Source organism: Roseovarius sp. (assembly GCF_965228755.1).
Taxonomy (GTDB): domain Bacteria; phylum Pseudomonadota; class Alphaproteobacteria; order Rhodobacterales; family Rhodobacteraceae; genus Roseovarius.
Genome location: NZ_CBDDIG010000008.1, coordinates 312,482 through 328,410, shown reverse-complemented (window position 1 = coordinate 328,410; position 15,929 = coordinate 312,482). Strand labels below are relative to the sequence as shown.

Genomic DNA, 15,929 nt, shown 5'->3' with positions numbered 1-15,929 from the left:
CGTATCCGGTCTTTGACACAAGGGGCCGCACGGCGTCTGATTGTGGAAATTCCTTTGGCGAAAGGTCAGGACGACATGGATGCAATCGTTCTCGGTGGCGGTCTGATGGGAACGGCCTCGGCCTTTTTCCTGGCCCGTCGCGGCATCCGCGTCACCCTGATCGAACGCGGCCGGATCGGGGCCGGCGCCACCGTGGCCTCTTTCGGCAATATCCGCCGCAGCGGGCGCCACCTCGCGCAGCTTCCCCTTGCCGCCCGGTCCCTGGCGATCTGGAACCAAGCGGAGACGCTCTTGGGGCGAGACGTCGAATTCCGGCCGACCGGCCACCTGCGCCTGATCTTCGACATCGACAGCCTGAACGACATGCGCGCCTATGCCGAGGCAGCGCGGGCACAGGGCCTGAGCCTTGAAGAACTGGCCCCGGCGGAGCTGCGCACCCGGTTTCCCGGGCTTGGGCCGGACGCCATCGCCGCCTCGTTTTCGCCGCGCGACGGCTCGGCGAATCCCCGGCTTATCTCCCCCGCCTTCGCGGATGCGGCAGCGCGCGCCGGGGCGTCGGTGGTCGAGGAGGCGCCGGTCTCCGACATCCGCACCACCAATGCCGGCTTCGAGGTCGATACGGCCAAGGGCACCTTCCGGGCCGCCACCCTGCTGAATTGTGCCGGCGCGTGGGGTCGCGCCGTGGCCGCGCGCTTCGGCGAGGACGTGCCGCTGGAAACCTGGGGCCCCCAGATGGCGGTGACCGAGCCCCTGCCCCATCGCATTGCGCCCGTGGTCGGCGTCTGGTCCCGGGCGCACGGGCCCTATCTGCGCCAGGTCGAACGGGGCAACGTGGTCTTCGGCGGGGCGGTCGACCGCGTGCGCGTCGATGCCGAGCCAGGCTTCGCCAGCCCCGATCCGGCCCGCCTGCCCGCGCAGGTCGCCGCGGTTCTCAAACTGGTCCCGGCGCTGGCGAATGTGGCCGTGATCCGCCAGTGGTCGGGCTGCGAAGGCTACGTTGCCGATGCGCTGCCCGTCATGGGGGCCTCGGGCACGACACCGGGGCTGTTCCACGCTTTCGGGTTCTGCGGGCATGGATTTCAACTGGGGCCCGGCGTCGGCGCCGCCATGGCAGAGCTGATCGCGACCGGACAGTGCGAGACACCGCTCGAAGATTTCGCCATCACCCGGTTCGCGGCATGAATTCAGAACTCCGCAACCTTGCCCCATTGCCCCATGCCGAACCGGTCAAGCCTGTATTGCCGGGTCTCGGTGATCGGCGTGCGTCCCAGCACCATGTCGGCCACCAGATGCCCGACCCCGGGGCCGATGCCGAACCCATGCCCCGAGAGCCCGGCGGCCAGCACCAGACCGGGCGTTCCGATATCGGCGTCGATCACCGGCACGCCGTCGGGTGTGCTGTCGATATAGCCGGCCCACTGCGCCTGCACCGGCAGCTCGGCCAGCGCGGGCAAGAGGGTGCGGGCACGTTTCAGCGTCAGTTCGACCAGCGCCTTGCTGGGCTTGGGGTCAAGGATGCGCACACGCTCCATTGGCGTCTCGCGATCATAGTCCCAGGCCTTGCGCGTCTCGAAACCGGCGCGCCACGCCTGCGCGCCGCCGGGGCGCAGGACGCGCCAGCGTCTGGCGAACATCGGCAGGAAATGGCGCGCCCCGGCGATGGCCCGCGGCGTGGGGTCGAGATTGGCCAGCCCCGAAACCGCCAGGGTATAGGCGCCGTCCCTGCGCCGGGTGGCGGAGACCGCGGCGGTATGCATCGCATCCGGCAAGCCCTCGGCGCCCGGCGCCACGGACAGGATCGAGCTTCGTACCGAGGCCTGCGGAAAACCGATACCGTGCCGATGCATGAAACTTCCGGCCCAAGCCCCGCCGGCCATCACGGCCATTCGGGTGCGGATCGTGCCGCGCTCGGTGATCACGGCGGAGACCGCCCCGGCCTCGGTCTCGAGCCCGCGCGCGGCGCAGCCCTGCACGACAATACCGCCATTTTGCATGATGCCCTTCGCGATCAGCGGCGCGGCCCGGGACGGGTCCGCCACGCCATCGCTGGGCGACCAGACCCCGCCCTGCCAGCTTCGGCCCGTGGCCGCGCCGCGTTCCGTCGCCTCCCGCGGGGTCAGCATCCTCGTATCCACACCTTCACCGCGGGCAAAACGGCCCCAGCGCGCCCAGGTCTCGATTTCCGCGGCGTCATTGGACAGGTAAAGCAGCCCGCATCGGCGAAACCCGAGATCTTCGCCGATATCGGCGCCCATCTCTTCCCAAAGCCCGAGGCTCCGGGTCGACAGGGGCAATTCCCGAGCATCGCGGTTCTGCTGGCGGCACCAGCCCCAGTTGCGACTCGACTGTTCGGCGCCGATCCGGCCTTTCTCCAGCAGCACGACGCGCTGGCCCGCGCGGGCCAGCCAGTAGGCGGCGCTGACGCCGACGATTCCACCGCCGATGACCACGCAGTCGGCCTGTTCGGGAAGGTCGGTGTGCGTTTCGATTTCAAGCAAAGGTGCAGGCATGATTATTCCAGTTGTTTCTCGAAACCTAGCTGTAGAGTTCCGGCGGATTGTGCCGCATACGGGAAAGTGACCGGCAGATCATTGCGTATTTTCCGGGTATCATGGGCGCGCGGACCACGGCGCGTGTCGCGCCGTTTCATGCAAGGACAGGACCGATGAGCAATTCGCAGAAGCTGGACCGCATCGACGTCAGGATCCTGGCCGAGCTGCAGCGCAACGGCCGGATCACAAATGTCGAACTGGCCGATCTTGTCCACCTGTCGCCCTCGCCCTGCCTGACCCGGGTGAAGAAACTGCAGAAATCGGGCTACATCACCGGATATTCCGCGCTGATCAACGTGGCCAAGCTGGGCGAAACGCTGACCGTCTTCACCGAGTTCACGCTCAAGAACCACCGGCAGATCGATTTTGCCCGCTTCCAGGAAGCCCTTGAAAAGATTGACAACTGCGTCGAATGCCACCTGATCTCCGGCGGCTACGACTATCTGGCGAAATTCGTCACCGCGGGCATTAGCGACTACCAGGAGATCATGGAAGACCTCATCGACCGCTGCGATGTCATCGACCGCTATTTCAGCTTCGTCGTGATGAAAACCCCGTTCGTCAAGCGCCAGCTGCCCCTGACGAGGCTCTTCGCAGACACCGATTGACGCTCTGCGCCCGCGCGTCAGCGGTCCGAGAAGGCGGCCAGCAGTTCCGGATCCTGCTCCAGCCCGGCCAACCAGCCGGTATCGAGCTGCGGCACCGAGGATACAAGCAGGCGCGAATAGGCGTGGGTCGCCTCCTCGGACATCCGCGCGGCCGGCAGGGCCTCGACGACCTCCCCCTTGTACATGACCAGCACGTCATCACAGATCGCCTCGACCGTGGAAAGGTCATGGCTGATGAACATGTAGCTGAGCGAAAGCTCCTGTTGCAGTTCCTTCAGCAGGTCCAGGATCGCGGCGGCCACGACCGTATCGAGGGCCGATGTTATCTCGTCGCACAGGATCAGCTCGGGCTCGGCCGCAAGCGCGCGGGCCAGGTTCACGCGCTGTTTCTGCCCGCCCGACAGTTCCGACGGCAGGCGGTGCCTCAGCGCGGGCGGAAGATGGACCATGTTCAAAAGCTCGATCACGCGCTTCTCGCAGGCCTCGCCCCGCAGGCCCTTGTAGAACTTCAGGGGCCGCGCGATGATCGCGCCGACCGAATGTGCCGGGTTGAGCGCCGTATCGGCCAGCTGAAAGACGATCTGCGCACGGCGCAATTCCGCCTTGCTGCGCTGCGCCAGTGACGGGGCCAGCGTCTTGCCGTCCAGCAGCACCTCGCCGCGATAGGCCGGCAGGATACCGGCGACCGCCCGCGCGAGCGTCGACTTGCCGGATCCCGACTCGCCGATCACACCGAGGTTCCGGCCGCGATAAAGCTCGAAACTCACGTCGCGCATCACCTTGGCAAACGGCTCCCCGTCTTTCATCGGGCCGTAGCCCGCGCAAAGGTTCCGCACCTCAAGGATCGGCGTTTCCTTCTCGGGCTCGACCTGGGCGACGGGCTCGTGCGGAACCGGGTCGAAGGCTGCGAGCAATTCCTTGGTATAGGGGTGTTTCGGTTCTTTCAGTATCTGCTCGGTCGTGCCCTGTTCCTGGATCTCGCCATTCTTGAGCACCACGATCCGATCCGCGATCTGCGCGACCACGGCCAGGTCGTGGCTCACATAGACCCCGGAAATCCCGCCATCCGCCATCACCCGCTTGAACGCGCGCAGGACCTCGATCTGCGTCGTGACATCCAGCGCCGTCGTCGGTTCGTCGAAAATGACCAGCTCCGGATCGCCGATCAGGGCCATGGCCGCCGAGAGGCGCTGAAGCTGCCCGCCCGACACCTGGTGCGGATACCGCTCGCCGATCGTGTCGGGATCGGGCAGCGCGAGCGCCCGAAACAGCGACCTCGCGCGCTCGCGCGCCTTCTCCACCGGCATCAGGTCGTGGATTCGCGTGGCTTCCACCACCTGGTCCATGATCCTTTTCGACGGGTTGAACGCCGCCGCCGCGGATTGCGGCACATAGGACACGTCGGACCCGCGCAGCCGCGCCCTCTTGCGTTCGCTCATCCCGGTGATGTCATGTTTGCCCACGCGGATGGTGCCGCCGTTGATGGCGCAGCCCCGGCGCGTATGGCCCATGAGCGAAAGCGCGATCGTCGTCTTGCCCGACCCGGATTCACCGATCAGGGCAAGCATCTCGCCAGGCGCGATATCGAAATCGACGCCGCGGATGATCTCGACGTTGCGGCCCGAGTCGGTCACCGCGCCGATGCGCAGGTCGCGGACGGAAACGAGTGGTGTGTCTGCCATCAGTCTGCCCTGTCTCTGATCTTGGTGGGAAGGTTGTCGATGAACATGTTGACCGAGATCGTCAGCGACGCGATCGCGATGCAGGGAAAGATCACCGCCGGCGCGCCAAGGCTCAGCCCCTCGATGTTCTCCCGCACGAGCGCGCCCCAGTCCGCATAGGGCGGCTGCACGCCAAGCCCCAGGAACGACAGGCCGGAAAGGACAAGCACGATGAAGACGAAACGCAGCCCCAGATCGGCCAGCACGGGGCCCAGGATGTTGGGAAAGATCTCACGCGCGATCATGTAGGGTGTGCCCTCCCCCCGGGCGCGGGCCACGGTCACGAAATCCATCGTGTTGATGTTGACCGCAAGCGCCCGCGCGAACCGGTAGGAGCCGGGCATGTATATCGCCGCCAGAGTGAGGATAAGCACCGGGATGGAAGAGCCCACCGCCGCCACGACCACGAGGCCGAAGAGCAGCGAGGGAATGCCGTTGAACGCATCCAGCAGGCGCGACAGAAGCGTGTCGAACCAGCCGCCGATCACCGCCGCGATCATCCCCAGGATCACCCCGATCGAACAGGCCAGCGCGACCGATGCCAGGGCGATGCCCACGGTATAGCGTGCGCCCATCAGGACGCGCGAGAGTATGTCGCGACCCAGGTAATCCGTGCCCATCCAGTGGGCCGCGCTGACACCGCTGAAATAGTCCCAATCGACGATCTCGCCCACGGGATAGGGGGTGATCCAGTTGCCGATCAGCGCGACGACCGCCCAGAAGGCGATGATCGCGGCGCCGATCCGGCCGACCCAGCTAAAGGTATAGCCCATGTTGCCGGGCGTCGGCAGGCGAAGCTTGCGGGAAGAGCCGTTGGTTGTCGTCATCACTGGCGTAGCCTTGGGTTCGAGAGAATTGCGACCATGTCCGCCAGCGTGATCAGCGTCAGGTAGCTGACGCAGAAAACCATCGCGCAGGACTGGATCAGTGGGAGGTCCCGCGTCGCGACGGCATCCACCATCAACTTGGCGACACCGGGATAGTTGAAGACGGTCTCGACGATGATCACCCCGCCCACGAGGTAGGACAGCGACAGCGCCACCGCGTTGGCAATCGGGCCCAACGCGTTCGGCAGAGCGTGAACCAGAACCATCCGCTGGCGCGAGGCGCCCTTGAGCAAGGCCATCTCGACATACGGCGTCTCGATCGTCTCGATCACGGCGGCGCGGGTCATGCGGATCATCTGTGCCGACACGACGAAGCTCAGCGTGATGACCGGCATCGCGTAGGCCCGCAGCATCGCGCCGATACTGTCGACGTTGACGCCATAGCTCAGCGCCGGAAGCCAGTCGAGCCAAACGGCAAAGACCAGCACGGCCAGCGTCGCGACCATGAACTCGGGCACCGAGATGACCGAGATCGTCGCCACCGACACGGCCCGGTCGAGCCAGGAGCCGCGATACATCGCGGCGATGATCCCGAGGGTCAGGGCCACGGGCACGCAGATCGCCGTCACGATCCCGGCCAGCCGCAGGGAGTTCTGCAGGCGGCCGCCCAAAAGGTCGGCCACGTCGATCCCGTTGACGTAAGAGCGCCCCATGTCGCCCGTGGCAAGCCCCGCCATCCAGCCGAGGAACCGCTGCAGCGCCGGCTCGTCGAGGCCCATCGCCTCGCGCAGGCCGGCCACCGCCTCGGGGGTTGCCGCCTGCCCCAGCAGGATCTGGGCGACGTCACCCGGCAGCATCTCGGTGGCGAAGAAAACCGCGAAGGACACGATGATCAGCGTCAGGAACGCGATTCCCAGCCGTTTGCCGACTAGTTTCCATGTGGTGAAGGATCGGAGCATGGAACGCCTCGCGCGTCAGGAATGAATGTGGCCCGCGCATGATACCACGCGCGGGCGCTCGGCGCAGTCGCGGCCTAGGCGTCCAGCCAGACGTATTCCGCGAAGGCATAGCCCATCTGCCCGCCCAGCGGGTTCGGGCGCATCCCCTTCACTTCCTTCGCCATGCCGTCGACGTTCGAGATGTAGGTCGGGATGATCGTGCCGGCCTCGTTGGCGACCATCTCCTGCATCTCCCAGTACATGTCGGTCCGCTTGGTCTCGTCCAGCAGCCCACGGGCTTCGACCAGCATGCTGTCGAACTTCTCGGACTTGTACTGGCTCTCGTTCCAGGGGGCCTCGGAATGATACAGAAGCGAGAACAGGATGTCGGGCGTTGGTCGCGGGTTGATGTTGCCGAAATGGACCGGCGACTTCAGCCAGTAGTTGGACCAGTAGCCATCCGAGGGAACGCGCTGCACGTCGAAGGTCATGCCGATTTCCGCCCCGGCCTGCTGGACCACGGTCGCCATGTCGATCGAGGCGTTGGCGGCGTCGGACGCGATGATCGGGATCGTCTGACCCAGAAGCCCGGCCTTCTCGAACAGCGCTTTGGCCTTCTCGGGGTCATAGGCCTTGGGCTGCAACTCGCTGTTGTAATAGCGGTTCGCGGGAGAGACGGGCTGGTCGTTGCCGATCTCGGCCAGGCCGCGCAGAACGGATTTCTGGATCTGCTCCCGGCGCACGAGGTGCTTCATGCCTTCGATGAACCCGGCCTTGGCGCCCGGTTCCAGGTCCAGCCGGATGTTGAGGTTGGTATAGTTGCCCGAGGTGCTGATCATGGTCTCGACGCCGGGCTGGCCTTCCATCATCCGCAGCGACCGTGCGTTGACCGCCGCGGCAAGGTGGATGTCGCCAGACAAAAGCGCATTCACCCGCGCGTTGTTGTCCGGGATGGCGAAGTACTCGAAACTGTCCAGGTAAGGCCCGCTCTCCTTGAAGTAGTCGGGATTGCGCACCAGGATCGACCGGACCCCCGGCTCGAACTCCTCTACCTTGAACGCGCCGGTGCCGTTGCCCTTGGCGAAATCCGTGGTCCCGTCGGCCACGATCATGAAGTGATGCAGCGACAGGATCGTCGGCAGGTCGGCGTTGGGCTCGGCCAGGACGATCTTCACGTTCAGATCGTCGACAGCCGAAATCTCCGCCATCTGCGACGCGATCGAGTTGACCTTGGAACCGACATCCGGGTCCAGGTGGCGTTTCAGCGTGAACACCACGTCCGCCGCGCTGAGCGTCTTGCCGTCATGGAAGGTGACGCCGGGCCTTAGCTTGATGTTCCAGGTCTTCGCGTCATCCGACTCGACCGCCTCGGCCAGCTCCATCTCGACCTCGCCCGCTTCGTTCAGGAAGGTCAGGCGATTGTAGATCGCGCAGCAGCGCGTGTAGTCCGTCGACAGCGACGCCTTCGCGGGGTCGAGCGTATCGGCGGTCGAGGCGGACCAGCCCGCGGCCTTGAGGTGACCGCCGGTCTTGGGCGTCTCCGCCATGGCGCGGCTTGCGCTCATCAGCAGGCTGCCACCGACGCCGACGGCGACGCCTGACCCCATGAGCATTTTCAGAAGGTCGCGGCGCGACGCCCCGCGGCGGATGGCGTTCTCGACCATGGCGTCGTCGCGCCCGGTCCAGTTGGTGGGTTTCGTGTGGGTCATGTCGTGTGTTCCCTGTTGCTTTTCGGTTTCTGGTTCAGGTGAGGCCCCGCCCGGCTCTGGTGGCCGGTTCGAGGCGGGTTGCCGGGATCAGGCTCCGGCGGCGCGGTCGGCCGCATCGGCCAGTTCCGCAAGCGATCTGAAGTGGTAATCCGGCTCGGTGAAGGACTCGGGCTCGATCGAGCCGCCATAGCCTGCTTGCCCGTGACGGCGCTCGATCCAGGCATTCGTCATGCCGAGCTGGCGAGAGATGCCGATATCGTGGTACTGGCTTTGCGCCGTGTGCAGGATCTCGCCCTGCGCTCCGCCATTCGCTTCGACATGGGCAAAGACCTTCCGGAAGAACGCCGGATCGGGTTTTTCCGTGCCGGTATCGTCGGTGGTGAAGCTCGCCCAGAACGGAAAGCCCAGCTTGGCCTCGTATTTCTCGAACGCCCAGCGGCGGGCGTTGGTCATGGCGATCAGCCTGTAGCGCCCCCCAAGCCGCGCCAGCGCTTCGGCGCTGTCGGGGAACGGCGCGGCCTCGCCCACGGCCTCGACGACCCGGCTGCGCAGCTCGGGCGTGTCCGGCAGCCCGAACGCGGCCGCCATGCCGGCATAGCACCGGCCCAAGTCGTCCGGGAAAAGGCCCGCCTCCGGCTCGCGACGCGCGCCGCGGTAATGCACCAGAACCTCTTCGCGGTCGATCGCCAGGCCATTTTCTGCGGCGATCCCCTCAACAGCGCCGGTGATCGCGGCTTCGAAATCGATCAGCGTGCCGACGACGTCGAAACTCACGTAGTTGAAAGCGGTCAACGGCTTTGTCGCTGTTTTCTGGGTCATGTGAACCTTACCTTCCTTGCCATCGGGGGACTTGCGGATATGGCGCTCCCGATTTTTCGATACTCGCCGGATCGGCGTGCGGTGTGGGGTCGAAATGTGCGTGCGGGGCGGCAGAATCTTTCGTTTTGTCGGATAGCGCAGCGCGAAATGCCGCAGCGTTCACTTGCCTCAATACCCGTTGTTTTGATCGACGAGACCAGGCAGATCATGGCCTTCCCGGCTGGCGCGAATGACGGCCAGCGCATGGCCCGCGCCTTCTTCCGCGTCCGTCTGCCCGCCGATATGGGGCGTGACGATGACCCTAGGGTCGCGCCATGCCCAATGGTCTTGCGGCAGGGGTTCAGGCTCTGTCACGTCAAGCATCGCTGCCCGCAGGTGTCCGTCGTCCAGCGCGGCACGCATCGCCTCCATGTCCAGTTGCGCGCCGCGTCCGGCATGGATCAGCGCAGCACCCCGGGGCAGCATTCCGAACAGCGAGGCCGAAAGCAGCCCCCGCGTCTGCCCGGTCAGCGGCAGCAGGCAGATCAGCAGGTCGGTCCGCGCCAGGAAAGGCTCCAGTTCGTCCTGCCCGTAAACCTCGATGCCGGGAACAGGCGCGCCCGATCGGCTCCAGCCCGCAACCTCGAAGCCCAGCGATGCCATGACCTCCCCGACCGCGCGTCCGATCCGTCCCAGGCCCAAGATCCCCACGCGGCCGGCGCTGGCCCGTTGCGGCGGATGGGCCAGCCATTCGCCCTCCGCCGCTTGCGCAAGATAGCGCGGCATGTCCCGGTACAGCATCAGGCTGGCCATCAGCACCCAGTCCCGCACCATCTCGTCGACGCTGGGTGCCAGGGTCCGCACAAGGGCGACCCCCTCCGGCAGGGGCGGCATCTGGTCGACACCGGCGCCCGTGCTGATCACGGTTTTCAGGTTTGGATATCGCCCGAGATCGTCCGGCGGGTTCCAGCAGGCCAGGTGCACAATGGCTGCCGGGTCGTCCACGGCATCCTCGCCAAACACCATTGCCTCCCCGGCCTCCTCGAAAACCTGGCCCCAGACCTGCCCCCGTTCCGGTGGTCCAAGCAACAGCAGGGTCATGCGCGCAGCACCTCGCGGATCTCGGGATCTTCCAGCGTCAGGTCCAAAATCCGGCGCGTGCGCTCGACGATCTGGTCGATCTCGGCATCGGTGCAGCAAAGCGGCGGGGCAAAGCCAAGGATACCCTGCGCAAAGGCCCGCAGGATCAGCCCGTTCTCGTAGGCACGGTCGAACAGCCGGGTGCCGGCTTCCAACGCGGCGGGCAGCGGCGTCTTCTTTTCCTTGTCGGTGACAAGCTCCACCGCCGCCAGCATCCCGCGCCCGCGCACGTCGCCCACCAGCGGATGATCCGCAAGCCCGGCCAGCCCCGCCTGCAGGCGCGCGCCTTGGCGGCGCCCGTTTTCCAGCAGCCCGCCCTCGTAAAGCCTCAGCACCTCCAGCCCCACCGCCGCCGACACGGGGTGCGCCGAGTAGGTGAACCCGTGCCCGATCAGTTTCTGGCCGGCGCCCTCGGCGATCGTCTGGTAGACATGATCTCGCATCAGGACCGCCCCCATCGGCGCATAGCCCGAGGTCAGGCCCTTCGCGACGGTCATGAGGTCGGGCACGATCCCCTCCTCCTCGCTCGCGAAAAGCGGTCCGGTCCGGCCGAACGCGGTGATCACCTCGTCGGCCACGAACAGGATCCCGAGTTCCGTGCACACCTCGCGCATCGCCTTGATCCAGCCCTTGGGCGGCACCAGGACGCCGCCCGATCCCTGGATCGGCTCGACGAAGAAGGCGGCGACACGCTCGGGCCCCAGCTCTTCCGCCTTGGCCCGAAGCGCCGCTACCGAGGCGGAGATGATGGCCGCGTCGTCCGGTCCGACGGGATTGCGATAGGCATAGTGCGACGGGATCTTGTGCTGCCAGTCATAGGGAACGCCGAAACCCTCGTGAAAGACCGGCAGCGCCGTCAGCCCCGATCCCCCCGAGGTCGAGCCGTGAAACCCCTGCGCGAGCGAGATGAACTGATCCCGCTCCGGCTTGCCCTGCGCGTGCCAGTAATAGCGGATGAAGCGGATCGCGCTGTCCACCGCGTCTGACCCGCCAAGGCTGAAATAGACGTGCTCCAGGTCGCCCGGCGCACGTTCGGCCAGCTCCGCGGCCAGCCGGATCGGCGCCTCGGCACCCAGGTCGAAATACCCGGTGGCGTAGGGCAACTCGCGCATCTGCTGCGCGGCGGCTTCGACCACGGTCTCCTGGCCATAGCCCGCGTTGACGCACCAGAGCCCGGCGAACCCGTCGATCAGCTCGTGGCCCTCGCTGTCCGTCACGCGCGCCCCTTGGGCCGAGCGCAGCACGCGCACGCCGCGTGCCTCGTGGCCGCGGAACGAAGACAGCGGGTGCACGAGGTGCCGACGGTCGAGTTCGACAAGGGAATTTGCCAGCATTTTCATCTCCGATTATCCAAGCGCCTGGGAAACAAGCGCGTATGTCTGATAGTCCCCGTCCACCGCGGGGCCGGGCGCGCGGACCATCGCGGTCCCTCCGCCCACGTGTTCGAGCACCAGCGACTCGACGAATTCCGACAGGCCGGCAGCTTCGGGCAGGTCGATGCGAAGGAATCGGCCGGCGATCCTGCGCGCGCCCTCGGCAATCAGTGCGCGTGCCACGGCCGCATCCTCGGCCACCACGGGCCCGATCACATGCCCGCGCCCGAACTCACGCACAAGCGCAAAGCCGCCATCGGCCAGAAGCACCTGGCCCTGCACGGCGATCCGTTCCAGCAGGTCACGCCGCTCCAACCCGCTGGCGTTCCGGTCCATTTCCGCAAGACGGCCGATATCGGCCACGCTGCCGTCACGAACGGGCAGGTCCGGCGAGGTCGTGCGGGCGATCCCCTGGTGCTGCAGGATCTCGTGCGTGGCCGCGAACCCGAGCTTCTCGTAAAGCGGCAACCCTTCGCGCGTCGCCGTGAGACGCATCTCGCTCCCGGCGCCAGGCTCCATCACCGCCTCCATTAACCGCCGGCCAAGCCCCTGCCCGCGCAGCGCCGCGTCGACGATGATCATGTTGTAGAACGTGACGGCGCCGAACCGGCTGCAACAGGCGGTGCCGACCACCCGATCGCCCTGTGTGGCGACGACACCGTCCGAAACGGCCATGGCCAGCTCCCAGTCCTCTTTCCGGTGCGGCCAACCGACCTGGCGCGACAAGGTCAGCGCCGCAGCCATGTGTTCGGGACCAAACGGACGAATTTCCAGTCTTTCTTCGGGCTGGGTCTGCGCGTGTGCCTCTGACATGAACTCACTCTTGCTGATTTTTCCGAAGCCTAGGCCCCGCGGCCCGGCATGTTCCGCCTGATGCGAAATCCGTCCGGCAGTTTTCTGTTGCGCTCGCAGGGCGCCGCCGCAGGAAATGCCGCGCCTAACCAGCGCAGCGGCGGCCCAGGTTCAGAATCATCGCGTGGCAGGCGTGCAGCTCGGGCAGCGTCAGGTATTCCTCGGGCCGGTGTGCCCGAGCGATGTCGCCCGGCCCGCAGATGATCGCGGGAATGCCCGCCTGCTGAAAGAGCCCCGCCTCCGTCCCGAAGCTCACCGCACCGATGGGCGCTTTGCCCGTCAGCTCTCTCACGAGTGTGACCAGCGGGTCGTTTCCATCCAGCGCCAGTGGCGGGTAGCTGGACAGCCATTCGACGCCGACATCCGCCTTTTCGGCCGCCTCGATCACCGGCGCCAGCAGCGCCCGGGGCTCGACACCCGCGATGGCACGCGCCTCGATCTCCGCCTCGGCGCGCTCGGGAATGATGTTGAGCGCCTGGCCGCCCGTGACCGTCCCGACCTGCAGGCTGGACCATGGCGGCGCAAAGCGGGCGTCCCGTGGGCCTTCGGCCTCCAGCGCACGCGCCTGCCCCTGCGCCGCCACCAGCACCGGCAGCATCGCATGGATCGCGTTCACCCCGAGATCGGGGCGCGAAGAGTGGCCCGCCATCCCCGTCGCCCGCAGCCGAAGCGCGGCCTTGCCCTTGTGCGCCAGCACCGGCACCAGCCCCGTGGGCTCGCCCACGATACAGCCAAGTGGCGGCGCGCAAAGCTCCGGCATTGCCGCGATCATGTGCGGCACCCCCTTGCACCCGGCCTCCTCGTCATAGGACAGCGCGATATGGATCGGGATGGCCGGGTTCATCGCCGCCAGGTCAGGCGCCGCGGCCAGGACAGCGGCGACGAACCCCTTCATGTCGCACGCGCCCCGCCCGATCAGCCGATCCCCCTCACGGCGCAGGTGGAACGGATCGGCCTGCCACTCCGGCTCTCCCGCCGGCACGACATCCACATGCCCCGACAAGATGTATCCCGGCCGGTCGGCATCCCCGATCGTGGCGAAAAGGTTGGCCCGGTCGCCCTCCGGCCCCACAAGGACGCGGCAGGATATGCCGTGACCGTCCAGCCAATCCGCCACCGCGTCGATCAGGGACAGGTTTGAACGCCCCACGACCGTCTCGAAACCGACCAGCGTGCCCAGCATCTCCTCGGGTATGCGTGAGAATGTCATGATGTCGTGCCCCTTTATACTGGCGTAGGATCCTGCATGGGCCGATCCTGCCCGACAACGATAGGTGCGGGGCGTCGCATCCATGGCGTCCCGCGGCACCTTTTGCCGCCTCCCGCCCGATCAACGCGATATCCTGCGGCAAGCACGGGAAACCCGGCAATCCATTCCGTCCGGATACGGCCAGGATGAAGATATCTAGGACCCTTCGGAGACTCCCATGCCCTTCACCCCCAAGTTCATAACCTTCGACTGCCACGGCACCATGATCTTCTTCGACATGGGCCAGGCCGCGCGCGACCACTTTGAAAAGGTGCTGTCCCCCGACGCGATGGAGGTCTTCATCCGCGATTTCGCCGCCTACCGCCTGGACGAGGTGCTGGGCGCATGGAAACCCTATGCCGAGGTCGTGCACAACGCGCTCGAGCGCACCTGCAAGCGCAACGGCGTGGCGTTCGACCCGGATGTCGCCACCGAAATCTATGAGCGGGTGCCCACATGGGGGCCGCATCCCGATGTCACCGCCGGCCTCTCGAAGATCGCGGGAAAGATCCCGCTGGTTGCCCTCACCAACGCGATGAACAGCCAGATCCCGCACAACATCGCCAATCTCGGCGTGCCCATCACGCATGTCTTCACCGCCGAAGACGCCCAGGCCTACAAGCCGCGGATGCAGGCGTTCGAGTACATGTTCGACCAGTTGGGTTGCGGACCCGAAGACGTGCTGCACGTCTCTTCGAGCTTCCGCTACGACCTGATGACGGCGCATGATCTCGGCATCACCCACAAGGCGTGGGTCAATCGCGGCCACGAACCCGCGAATCCCTATTACGGCTATACCGAGATACCCGACATCTCCGGATTGCCCGCGCTGGTCGGGCTCTGATGCACGCGGAGACGGATATGAAATACACCTCCTACTGGCTCGACACCGCCCCGCGGTTCGAGGGCGGGCAGGAAGGCCCGGTCGAGGGGCGGTTTGACGTCGCCATCATCGGCGGCGGTTTCACCGGGCTCAGCGCGGCGCTGCGGCTGGCGCGCGCGGGCGTGTCGGTGGCCCTGCTCGAGGCGCAGCATGTCGGGGCCGGCGGGTCGGGTCGCAATGGCGGGCATCTCAACAATGGCCTGTCACATGGCTATGCCGCGGCCAAGGCGCATCTGGGCGCCACGCGCGCCCACGCCCTCTACAAGGCCTATGACCGGTCGATCGACATGATCGAGGAGATCATCGCCGAGGAACGCATCGCCTGCGATTTCCGCCGCTCGGGCAAGCTCAAACTCGCCTCGAAACCGGGGCATGTCGCCGGCCTGCGCGCCAATTGCGAGCTGATTGCGCGCGAGGTCGACCCCGAGGCGCGGTGGCTCGAACCGTCCGAGCTAGGTAACGAGATCGGCTCGCGCGCCTTCCACGGCGCCACGCTGCAACCCAAATCCGCGATGATGCACATGGGCCGCTATGTTGCGGGTCTGGCCCGCGCCGCCACCGGCCACGGCGCACGGATCTGGGAAGGGGCACCGGTGACGGGCCGGCGCAAGCAGAACGGTGGCTGGCGCCTCGACACTCCGCGCGGCCACCTCCAGGCCGACCGCGTCATCGCCGCGACCGACGCCTATTCCGGCGCCCATCCCGGCGCCCCGCTCAAGCCGTTCCGCAAACGCATCATCGCGGTCGGCTCCTTCATCGTCGCCACACGCCCGCTCGACGATACCGAGGTCAAGGCGACGATGCCCGGCAACCGCACCTGCGTCACCTCCCTCAACATTGGCAATTATTTCCGCCTGTCGCCCGACAACCGCCTGATCTTCGGCGGACGGGCGCGGTTCTCCGCCACCTCCGACCAGCGCTCGGACGCCAAATCGGGCGCCATCCTGCGCGCCGGCATGGCCGGGATCTTTCCGCATCTTGCCGATGTGAAGATCGACTATTGCTGGGGCGGGCTCGTTGGCATGACCAAGGACAGGCTGCCCCGCGCCGGAGAGATGGACGGCATGATCTACGGCATGGGCTATTCCGGCCACGGGGCGCAAATGTCGACCCTGGTGGGCGCATCGCTCGCCGACATCGCCATGGGGCGCGAGGACACCAATCCGCTGGCCGGGCTCGACTGGCCGACGGTGCCCGGCTATTCGGGTCGTCCCTGGTTCCTGCCATTCGTGGGCATGTGGTTTGCGCTCAAGGACCGGCTGTCGTGACCGCAGCCGCG

14 protein-coding genes are annotated in these 15,929 nt (G+C 66.5%); 4 read left to right on the top strand and 10 right to left on the bottom strand.

From position 1 onward, the window contains the following. Nucleotides 1–75: 75 nt before the first annotated feature. Nucleotides 76–1,182, top strand: coding sequence for an NAD(P)/FAD-dependent oxidoreductase (locus tag ACO07J_RS15395; protein WP_422030528.1), 1,107 nt, complete (start codon nt 76–78; stop codon nt 1,180–1,182). Between the two features lie 2 nt (nt 1,183–1,184). Here the strand turns inward: ACO07J_RS15395 and ACO07J_RS15390 are convergent, their stop codons facing one another. Beyond that, nucleotides 1,185–2,510, bottom strand: coding sequence for an NAD(P)/FAD-dependent oxidoreductase (locus tag ACO07J_RS15390; RefSeq protein WP_422030526.1), 1,326 nt, complete (start codon nt 2,508–2,510; stop codon nt 1,185–1,187). A 155-nt stretch (nt 2,511–2,665) separates the two neighbouring features. Between ACO07J_RS15390 and ACO07J_RS15385 the strand changes: the two genes are divergently transcribed. Next, nucleotides 2,666–3,160 carry an Lrp/AsnC family transcriptional regulator gene (locus tag ACO07J_RS15385; RefSeq protein WP_422030524.1) on the top strand — a complete coding sequence of 165 codons (495 nt, stop codon included), beginning with the start codon at nt 2,666–2,668 and terminating at the stop codon, nt 3,158–3,160. A 17-nt stretch (nt 3,161–3,177) separates the two neighbouring features. Here ACO07J_RS15385 and ACO07J_RS15380 read toward each other — a convergent pair whose 3' ends face one another. The 9 genes from ACO07J_RS15380 to argE form a co-directional block, all read right to left on the bottom strand. Then, the gene (locus tag ACO07J_RS15380; RefSeq protein ID WP_422030522.1) at nt 3,178–4,842 is read right to left on the bottom strand and encodes an ABC transporter ATP-binding protein; all 1,665 of its coding nucleotides are present in this window, start codon (nt 4,840–4,842) and stop codon (nt 3,178–3,180) included. Next, complete coding sequence (locus ACO07J_RS15375) at nt 4,842–5,708, bottom strand: ABC transporter permease (protein WP_422030519.1); 867 nt, start codon at nt 5,706–5,708, stop codon at nt 4,842–4,844. Before ACO07J_RS15375 ends, ACO07J_RS15380 begins: the two co-directional genes overlap by 1 nt. Further along, the gene (locus ACO07J_RS15370; RefSeq protein ID WP_422030517.1) at nt 5,708–6,667 is read right to left on the bottom strand and encodes an ABC transporter permease; all 960 of its coding nucleotides are present in this window, start codon (nt 6,665–6,667) and stop codon (nt 5,708–5,710) included. The genes ACO07J_RS15375 and ACO07J_RS15370 overlap by 1 nt, the downstream gene beginning before the upstream one ends. Before the next feature lie 74 nt (nt 6,668–6,741). After that, the gene (locus tag ACO07J_RS15365; RefSeq protein ID WP_422030515.1) at nt 6,742–8,355 is read right to left on the bottom strand and encodes an ABC transporter substrate-binding protein; all 1,614 of its coding nucleotides are present in this window, start codon (nt 8,353–8,355) and stop codon (nt 6,742–6,744) included. A gap of 87 nt (nt 8,356–8,442) precedes the next feature. Further along, nucleotides 8,443–9,174 carry an HAD-IA family hydrolase gene (locus tag ACO07J_RS15360; protein WP_422030513.1) on the bottom strand — a complete coding sequence of 244 codons (732 nt, stop codon included), beginning with the start codon at nt 9,172–9,174 and terminating at the stop codon, nt 8,443–8,445. A gap of 168 nt (nt 9,175–9,342) precedes the next feature. After that, nucleotides 9,343–10,254, bottom strand: a complete 912-nt coding sequence (locus tag ACO07J_RS15355) for a 2-hydroxyacid dehydrogenase (protein ID WP_422030511.1) — start codon at nt 10,252–10,254, stop codon at nt 9,343–9,345. Beyond that, nucleotides 10,251–11,627, bottom strand: coding sequence for an aspartate aminotransferase family protein (locus tag ACO07J_RS15350; protein WP_422030509.1), 1,377 nt, complete (start codon nt 11,625–11,627; stop codon nt 10,251–10,253). The genes ACO07J_RS15355 and ACO07J_RS15350 overlap by 4 nt, the downstream gene beginning before the upstream one ends. Nucleotides 11,628–11,639: 12 nt before the next feature. Beyond that, entirely contained in the window at nt 11,640–12,479 is an 840-nt protein-coding gene (locus ACO07J_RS15345) for a GNAT family N-acetyltransferase (protein ID WP_422030507.1), read from the bottom strand. Nucleotides 12,480–12,603: 124 nt separating this feature from the next. After that, entirely contained in the window at nt 12,604–13,728 is a 1,125-nt protein-coding gene (gene argE, locus ACO07J_RS15340) for an acetylornithine deacetylase (protein WP_422030505.1), read from the bottom strand. 217 nt (nt 13,729–13,945) lie between these two features. Between argE and ACO07J_RS15335 the strand changes: the two genes are divergently transcribed. After that, nucleotides 13,946–14,611 carry a haloacid dehalogenase type II gene (locus ACO07J_RS15335; RefSeq protein WP_422030503.1) on the top strand — a complete coding sequence of 222 codons (666 nt, stop codon included), beginning with the start codon at nt 13,946–13,948 and terminating at the stop codon, nt 14,609–14,611. A 17-nt stretch (nt 14,612–14,628) separates the two neighbouring features. Continuing rightward, nucleotides 14,629–15,918 carry an NAD(P)/FAD-dependent oxidoreductase gene (locus ACO07J_RS15330; protein ID WP_422030501.1) on the top strand — a complete coding sequence of 430 codons (1,290 nt, stop codon included), beginning with the start codon at nt 14,629–14,631 and terminating at the stop codon, nt 15,916–15,918. Nucleotides 15,919–15,929: the final 11 nt, after the last annotated feature.